Here is a 6,648-nt window from a genome sequence, read left to right as displayed (position 1 = left end):
AGAGAAGGGATTAGAGCTGACTTATGAAATAAAGGTTGCGTTTAAAAATTTAGGTTACAGTTGCATAAATGGCCGTCGCAAAGCTTCGAGACGTTATGCGACATCAAATTAACAGTAGTCATGTTTTTAATTGGGTAATATTCTTTAAGAGGGGGTTAATTTATGGATGGGTCTGAAGAAAAGATGAAGAAAGAAGTATATAAGAGAATTGATAGAGCTGCAAAACGTATTCATAAATATGGTTGGCCTATTAGTCCAAATATTGATCAATTAGATTTAATGTTTTTAGGTGGGAATGATGAATCAAAATATAATTTTCTTGATGACCAAAATAATGAATTAAGTAAAGAGGAAGGTATAGATAGGTTTGTTTGTGATATATTCAAAAAAGATGATTATAACTTATTAAAAGATATAGTTAATGGGTGGCAATTAGATCCATTTAAAAAAAGAGAGGAAATTTGGTCACAATGCCTTAAAGCTCATATTAATGAAGATTACATATTGTCAACCCATACTTTGATTTTACAAATTGAAGGCTTATTAGAAGACTTCAATGAAATTTATTCATATTCTAATAGAGTAGGGATAACGCACTTTATTGAAGATTTTATTGAATGGTTTTCCAATAAAGCTAATACTGATTTAGAAGGAATTTCTAAAGAAATATTTGATTCTTTCAATAAAAATATTGATTTTGTTTCAAAAAATACTGAGCAAGTAGATGATGAATCTAAATTTTATAATAGTTTAAATAGACATTATATAGCTCATGGATATTTAACTAATGCAAATGAAGTTTTGTCGCTTAAGTGTTTCATATTATTAGATTTTATACATTTTGCTTTTGATCTTTTTGAATGAATTTAATTTTACATGATATGGTATTAAGATTCATCATTTTAAAATTGACATAATCACTTATAAAAGTAATTTTGGGAGGAAATTCATATATACCAATTTTCAAATAAGATATAATTTTTTAATGAGGTGATAAAATGGGAGCTTATGAAAGAGATTATTTTAATTTGTCTGAAGATGAATTAGAGAAGTGGCAAGAAATAAAGGATAAGGAAGAGGAGAACGGGATTAAAATAGGTAATACTATTATAAGAAAAAATTTGTTTTTAGAATATCCTAAAGCTGCTAGACATTATTTGAGTTTATTTCCAAATAACTACTTAGACATTAAAGTGTTACAAAACATTGAAAGATTAACCTCATTAAATAAATCATTTTTAAAAAAGATTAATTCTGATTCAGTAATAGAAAACCAGTTATTGAATTTTATTAACAATAATAATGCATATCATATCATTGCTTCAATATTAAAAGCAGAATTTAATTTTGGACACCATGAGGCATATATATTTCCTGAATTTATGCTAGGTAATACATATAGAGCTGATTATTTACTAGTAGGTAAGAATTCAGGAGGTTATGAATTTACATTTATTGAATTAGAAAGTCCAAAAGGAAATATTACTTTAAAAAGTGGTGAAAAAGGTGAGGTCATTAGAAAAGGTATAAAGCAAGTTAGGGATTGGAATATTTGGCTTGAGTCGAATTATTCAAATTTAATAGAAACGTTCAAAAGATATAAACATCCTAAAAAAGCTTTGCCAGAATCATTTTATAAATTAGATAAATCTAGAATTCATTATGTTGTAGTTGCAGGAAGAAGAGAGGATTTTAAAGAGAGGACATATAGAATAAAAAGAGATTTAAAATCTTCTTCTAAAATCACTTTATTACATTATGATAATTTATATGATAATGCAAATAAAATTGTTGGAGAAAACACTTATTAACCAAGTTAATTTGACATCGCATAACATGGGGTTAGCGACATCTAGTCTAGTAGGATAGGTGAAGGTGCGGATTACATATGAAAGTTTGAGAGGATGGACAAGTTATAAGAGGTTTGAGCTAGACGTCGCGAACCCCAGGGACGTTATCTGGAAATTAGCCTGAGAGTAGTTAAGCAAAACTATATGAGATAAATCAGTTAGAAAAAGAAAAACCTCTAATTTTCAAATTAGAGGTTTTACGTATTATAGTTTTATATTTTTTGAGTGTTTTCTTGAAGCCATTTTGCTAGATCTTTTTTAGAAAACTCATCATTTTCAATTTTTATCATAAGCTTTTTTCTTTCTTTTAATTTACCTTTTATTTCATATCCATTTATGCCAAGGAAATTTTTCATAGAGTAATAAGCGGTTCTTTTATTACCATCATGAAAAGGGTGATTATTACAAAGGTGATAGGCATAATTGGCAGCTATCTCAAATAAATCAGCATTTCCATAATGATAAACATTTTTTGCCTGAGCTACTGCAGATTCTAATAAATTAATATCTCTTATTCCATTTGTTCCGCCGTAATCATCAAGTATAGCTTGGTGTAATACAATTACTGAAATAGGTTTAATAAATTTTATTTTTTGCTCTGGCATGTAATATCCTCCTGACATTCAACTAGGGAATTATTTCTTGATTTAATTGTTAGCTAGATATTTTAAAACTTCATCTTCATCGTCTTTGGTTTGGACATACATTTCTATCATTTTTCTTACTTGAGGATCATCCAAAGCTTTTTTTAGTTCTTCGATTTCCTCCATGGATTCAGCGAGGTTTTGAATTTGTTCAAGGGTATTTTGAATTGTTTTAGTGTGTTTTTTATTAAAACGTTTAATAAATTTTCTTAATTCAACACTTGCATTGCTGCCTAATTCATTACAGGTATCTTTAAATTCTTCCCATTCTTGGGGATCACATCTAAAATGTTTGTTTTCAAGTGTCATTAAAATCACTCCTTTTATAATGTACACATATTATTATTACATTGTGTGTATATTATATCTTAATTTTTGTGTTCAATCAAATAATAACTTAGATAGTTTCATTTAATTATAACTCTTTCTATGCAGCTAATTGTAAACTATTTCCATTAAGGTTTAAGGTATCATATAGTTGGTCTTTAGGAATACCTCTTTTGCAAGCTTCATGAATATAATCTATTAAACTTTTTGTTAGATATTCTTTAGCTAAAGAAATAAAATAGCTTAAGTTTTCTTCTTCAGGTATTAAAATTTTTAGAATTTCTAGATAATTATAGGCTAAATAAACAATTTGCCAGTATCTAATTATTGCTTCTAAAGAATGCATTTTATAATCTGCAAGTCCTAATTCATTTTTAAAATAGTGGTAACTTGTTTCAATCTCCCAACGTGTAGAATAATATTCTATAATAGTTGAGTTATCTAAACTTAAATCAGTAGTTAAAATACATTTTGGAGCTTCATCGGTAGAAAAGGTGTTTTCCCAACATAATAAAACTTTCGCACAATCAATGTTGCCAATTGCCCCTTGATATTCGTAAACATAATAGAAGTCATCATCAGTAATTACAAAATCTAAATCTTCTTCTGACAGAGAAGAATAAAAATCAGAAATTTTAACTTCACCACTTTTAGTTTCAATAGTGTAATTTACAGGGGCTGCGCCTATATAATCATAACCTTTATTTAGAGAGAAATTCACAAATTCTTCTGTAGTATACCAGCTATCTGCCATAACATAAATACGCTGATTAGAATCATAAAAATTATCAAATTGCTCAATAAGATTTTGACCTAATTTTAATCCTGTATTAAATGTCCAATCATTTTTTTGACAGTAATCTTCTTTTTGATAAAGTTCAAAGTCCAGAGGTATAGATACTTTTCCCATTGAAAAATGAGAGGTTACTAAACAATGAGAATACCAAAACTTTTCATCAGCAGAACTGGGAGCTTTATAATAACCAAGTCCTTCAATTCGATTATTATTTTCTGATTGAGGAGTTAAAGTATCATCAATTATTAAGAAGCCTGTTTCATCTTTTCCAACTTTTCTAGCAGTAAAATTAATAGCTTCTTCAACTCTTTGACTGTTGTTATATTCACTTAACCAAGTAGAAGAATTGAAAAATCTAGATATAGAACTTTGATTCCAATTAACAAACATTGAATTTTCTAAACCAGATTGAGTATTTTCCCCTTCATGCTTAATTATGCCTGATGTCAGATTAATAATGCGCTTAAATTGTGAATTATTCAATAATAATTCTAAATTATCTAAAAAGTTGGCAATACTAAATTTGTTTGATATACTGGCATTAGGCATAAGTTTATCTCCTTTCCATGAAATATTGGTGTGGTGGTCAATATTTCATTATAGGAGATGAACTTATGCCTTTTTCAATGCTAACTAATGGATAATATTAATAAATCACTGCATAGAAAGAGTAATTATGTATTAAATTAGTATATTCTTTAAACTTATTAAATGCTTATAACAAACAGGAGGGAAAAAATGTTTTCAAACAAATGTAATATTATTATAAGTTTAATAGCAGTTTTATTGCTGGTTTTAACGCCGATTATACAAGCAAAGGGAGAAATTAAAAGTAGTTTTTTAGTTTCTAATAATGGTCTTGGTCTTAAATTAGTTGAATATGCTGATTATTCAGGACTATCCTTTTATTTGAGTTCGCAAATAAAAGAAAATAAAAAAGATAAAACTATAGACCATGGTACAGTTAGGTTCGGTTCAAAATATTATTTTAATAATAATCTTACTGGTCCCTTTATTGATGGAGCATTAGTATATTACAGCACTTCAAAATATAAAACTAAAAAGAGAGATTTGATTTAGTAAAGACAATTAATGAAGAGTATGGTTTTTCGATTGGGCTAGGATATATTTATCAAATAAATCCTTCATTATCTTTAAATATAAATGGAGGATATATGAAGGTCGAAGGTAATACGGGTAAATATATTGATGCAAGTGTTGACCTTTCATGGACAAATTTATTTAGAACGAAAGAAGAAATTAAAGAAATCAAAAGAGAGAGAAAGAGAAGAAAAAAGCTAAAATCTAAACATCCTAATTGGTCTAAAGAAAAAATTGAAGTAGCAGCTCAAAATACCAATTGGAATGAGGAAAAAATAAATGTAGCTTTAAAAAATCCAGAATTATCAAAAAAAGAGGTTGAAATTAAAACAAAACATCCAAACTGGTCGGAATCTAAAGTAAAAAAAGCAATGAATATTTATAATAAGCACCCTGAAGCAGATGATTTTTTAGACAAAATGAATTTAATGATAGAAAACCAAGATAAAATAAATGAAATAATACAAATATGTATTAGAGAACCTCACTGGTCAAATGAGATGGTCAAGGTTTATTTACAACATCCTTACTGGTCAGAATCCACGATAAAATTAGCTGTTGAACATCAAAGTTGGAATGTTGAAGTTTTAAATGCAATATCAAATAATAAAATAATTACTGGTATGTGTAACGACCCCTATTGAAGTTGGACAGAAGAAAATGAAACAATTATAATTTAATTAACAGGGGGTATGATCATGGCTTACGACATTGATTTTAAAATGGAACTAGTAGTAGAGGTATTAGGCGGTCGTAAGATTTCAGAAGTAGCTCAAGAATATGATATACCTAAAGGGATTTTATCCCGTTGGAAACGTGACTTTTTAGATGGTGGTCGCAGTGCCCTAGGATCAAAAAATAATTCAGAAACTAAAAGTGAGCTCAAGAAGCTAAAAGAAGAAAACGAACGTATGAAGAAAATCATTGGTGAAAAAGAAACTCAAATAGAAATACTTCAAAAAAAAAACCGTGGACGGACTAAATACTTCTGATAAAGTTGAAGCTGTTAAATCTCTTGCTAAAAGAGGCTATTCAATAAAAAGAGCCTGTGAGGCTTTAAATATATCTAGGAGTACCTATTACTATCAGTTAAAGCAGGAGCAGTCTAAAGATAACATCGAAAGTTCTGTTTACTCTGGGATCCCAGCTTTTGATGAGAACGGAAACAAAATTTCTGAACAAGAGGTGATAGAGTTAGTAAAAAAATATACTGCTGAATACTCGTATCACGGTTATAGAATGATTACCAACTATATTAGAAGCAAAGAAGGAGTAATAGTTAATCACAAGCGCATTTATCGCATTATGCGAGAATTAGACTTATTACAGGAGAAAAACCGACCTAAACCAGAGGAATATAATCGAAGCCAACAACATGAAATTGATGGTCCCAACCAGATGTGGCAGCTGGACATGGTTCAATGGTATCTAGATAGTACAGGAAATTGGGTCTATATGTTCGATATAATGGACGTCTATACTAGAGAAATAGTAGGTTATCATATAAGCTTAAGATGTAGAACTGACGAGGCTTTGGCTGCTTTAGAAGAGGCTCTTGAGAACCGCGATGTAGATGATGTAATACTTCGAACAGATAATGGGGTTCAATTTCGTAGCAGAGATTTTCAGAACTATTTGAACAAGCTTGATAAGGAGGACGATATAGAAGTAAGTCATGAGCGTATAACCGTTGACACGCCTAAAGAAAATGCTTATATAGAAAGTTTTCACGGTACTTTAAAGAAAGAAGAGATCTATTATACATCCGCTTATGAAAACATTCTGGATTGTAAAAGTTCAGTAGATCAATATATTGAAGAATATAATCAAGAACGTTTACATTCCAGCCTTGATTATCTGACTCCAAGAGAATTTGTTGAACAAGTTGAATCTGGAGTTATTATCAATGAGAAAATAGTGGCCTAGTATT

General features: G+C 29.2%; 9 protein-coding genes. 6 read left to right on the top strand and 3 right to left on the bottom strand.

From position 1 onward, the window contains the following. Positions 1-162 precede the first annotated feature (162 nt). Positions 163-864 (top strand): hypothetical protein, encoded by a 702-nt coding sequence (locus JOC47_RS14095; protein ID WP_204702957.1) that lies wholly within the window; start codon positions 163-165, stop codon positions 862-864. Between the two features lie 164 nt (positions 865-1,028). After that, entirely contained in the window at positions 1,029-1,811 is a 783-nt protein-coding gene (locus JOC47_RS14090; RefSeq protein ID WP_204702955.1) for a Shedu anti-phage system protein SduA domain-containing protein, read from the top strand. A 251-nt stretch (positions 1,812-2,062) separates the two neighbouring features. On the opposite strand, the gene JOC47_RS14085 is transcribed toward JOC47_RS14090, so the two are convergent. The 3 genes from JOC47_RS14085 to JOC47_RS14075 all read right to left on the bottom strand — a co-directional run bounded on the left by JOC47_RS14085 (position 2,063) and on the right by JOC47_RS14075 (position 4,166). Then, entirely contained in the window at positions 2,063-2,455 is a 393-nt protein-coding gene (locus JOC47_RS14085; RefSeq protein ID WP_204702953.1) for a type II toxin-antitoxin system death-on-curing family toxin, read from the bottom strand. A gap of 42 nt (positions 2,456-2,497) precedes the next feature. Further along, on the bottom strand, positions 2,498-2,803 hold the full coding sequence (locus JOC47_RS14080; protein ID WP_204702952.1) for a hypothetical protein: 306 nt from the start codon (positions 2,801-2,803) through the stop codon (positions 2,498-2,500). Between the two features lie 118 nt (positions 2,804-2,921). Then, entirely contained in the window at positions 2,922-4,166 is a 1,245-nt protein-coding gene (locus tag JOC47_RS14075) for a transposase (RefSeq protein WP_204702951.1), read from the bottom strand. Between the two features lie 189 nt (positions 4,167-4,355). Between JOC47_RS14075 and JOC47_RS14070 the strand changes: the two genes are divergently transcribed. From JOC47_RS14070 to JOC47_RS14055, 4 genes are all read left to right on the top strand, one after another. Beyond that, on the top strand, positions 4,356-4,697 hold the full coding sequence (locus JOC47_RS14070; protein ID WP_204702950.1) for a hypothetical protein: 342 nt from the start codon (positions 4,356-4,358) through the stop codon (positions 4,695-4,697). 95 nt (positions 4,698-4,792) lie between these two features. After that, on the top strand, positions 4,793-5,362 hold the full coding sequence (locus JOC47_RS14065) for a hypothetical protein (protein WP_204702949.1): 570 nt from the start codon (positions 4,793-4,795) through the stop codon (positions 5,360-5,362). Positions 5,363-5,416: 54 nt separating this feature from the next. Continuing rightward, positions 5,417-5,710 carry a transposase gene (locus JOC47_RS14060; protein ID WP_204702948.1) on the top strand — a complete coding sequence of 98 codons (294 nt, stop codon included), beginning with the start codon at positions 5,417-5,419 and terminating at the stop codon, positions 5,708-5,710. Beyond that, entirely contained in the window at positions 5,688-6,644 is a 957-nt protein-coding gene (locus JOC47_RS14055) for an IS3 family transposase (protein WP_204702947.1), read from the top strand. Before JOC47_RS14060 ends, JOC47_RS14055 begins: the two co-directional genes overlap by 23 nt. The last annotated feature ends 4 nt before the right edge of the window (positions 6,645-6,648 follow it).

It is taken from the genome of Halanaerobacter jeridensis (assembly GCF_016908315.1).
GTDB classification, from domain to species: Bacteria; Bacillota; Halanaerobiia; order Halobacteroidales; family Halobacteroidaceae; genus Halanaerobacter; species Halanaerobacter jeridensis.
The sequence above is the reverse complement of the archived record's forward strand: the minus strand, read 5'-3'. Positions and strand labels throughout refer to the sequence as shown.

What these genes read in the sequence shown, in the direction of transcription:
- JOC47_RS14075 (WP_204702951.1), bottom strand. Translation starts at nt 4,166, where the DNA reads ATGCCTAATGCCAGTATATCAAACAAATTTAGTATTGCCAACTTTTTA.
- JOC47_RS14080 (WP_204702952.1), bottom strand. Translation starts at nt 2,803, where the DNA reads ATGACACTTGAAAACAAACATTTTAGATGTGATCCCCAAGAATGGGAA.
- JOC47_RS14085 (WP_204702953.1), bottom strand. Translation starts at nt 2,455, where the DNA reads ATGCCAGAGCAAAAAATAAAATTTATTAAACCTATTTCAGTAATTGTA.
- JOC47_RS14095 (WP_204702957.1), top strand. Translation starts at nt 163, where the DNA reads ATGGATGGGTCTGAAGAAAAGATGAAGAAAGAAGTATATAAGAGAATT.
- JOC47_RS14065 (WP_204702949.1), top strand. Translation starts at nt 4,793, where the DNA reads ATGAAGGTCGAAGGTAATACGGGTAAATATATTGATGCAAGTGTTGAC.
- JOC47_RS14060 (WP_204702948.1), top strand. Translation starts at nt 5,417, where the DNA reads ATGGCTTACGACATTGATTTTAAAATGGAACTAGTAGTAGAGGTATTA.
- JOC47_RS14070 (WP_204702950.1), top strand. Translation starts at nt 4,356, where the DNA reads ATGTTTTCAAACAAATGTAATATTATTATAAGTTTAATAGCAGTTTTA.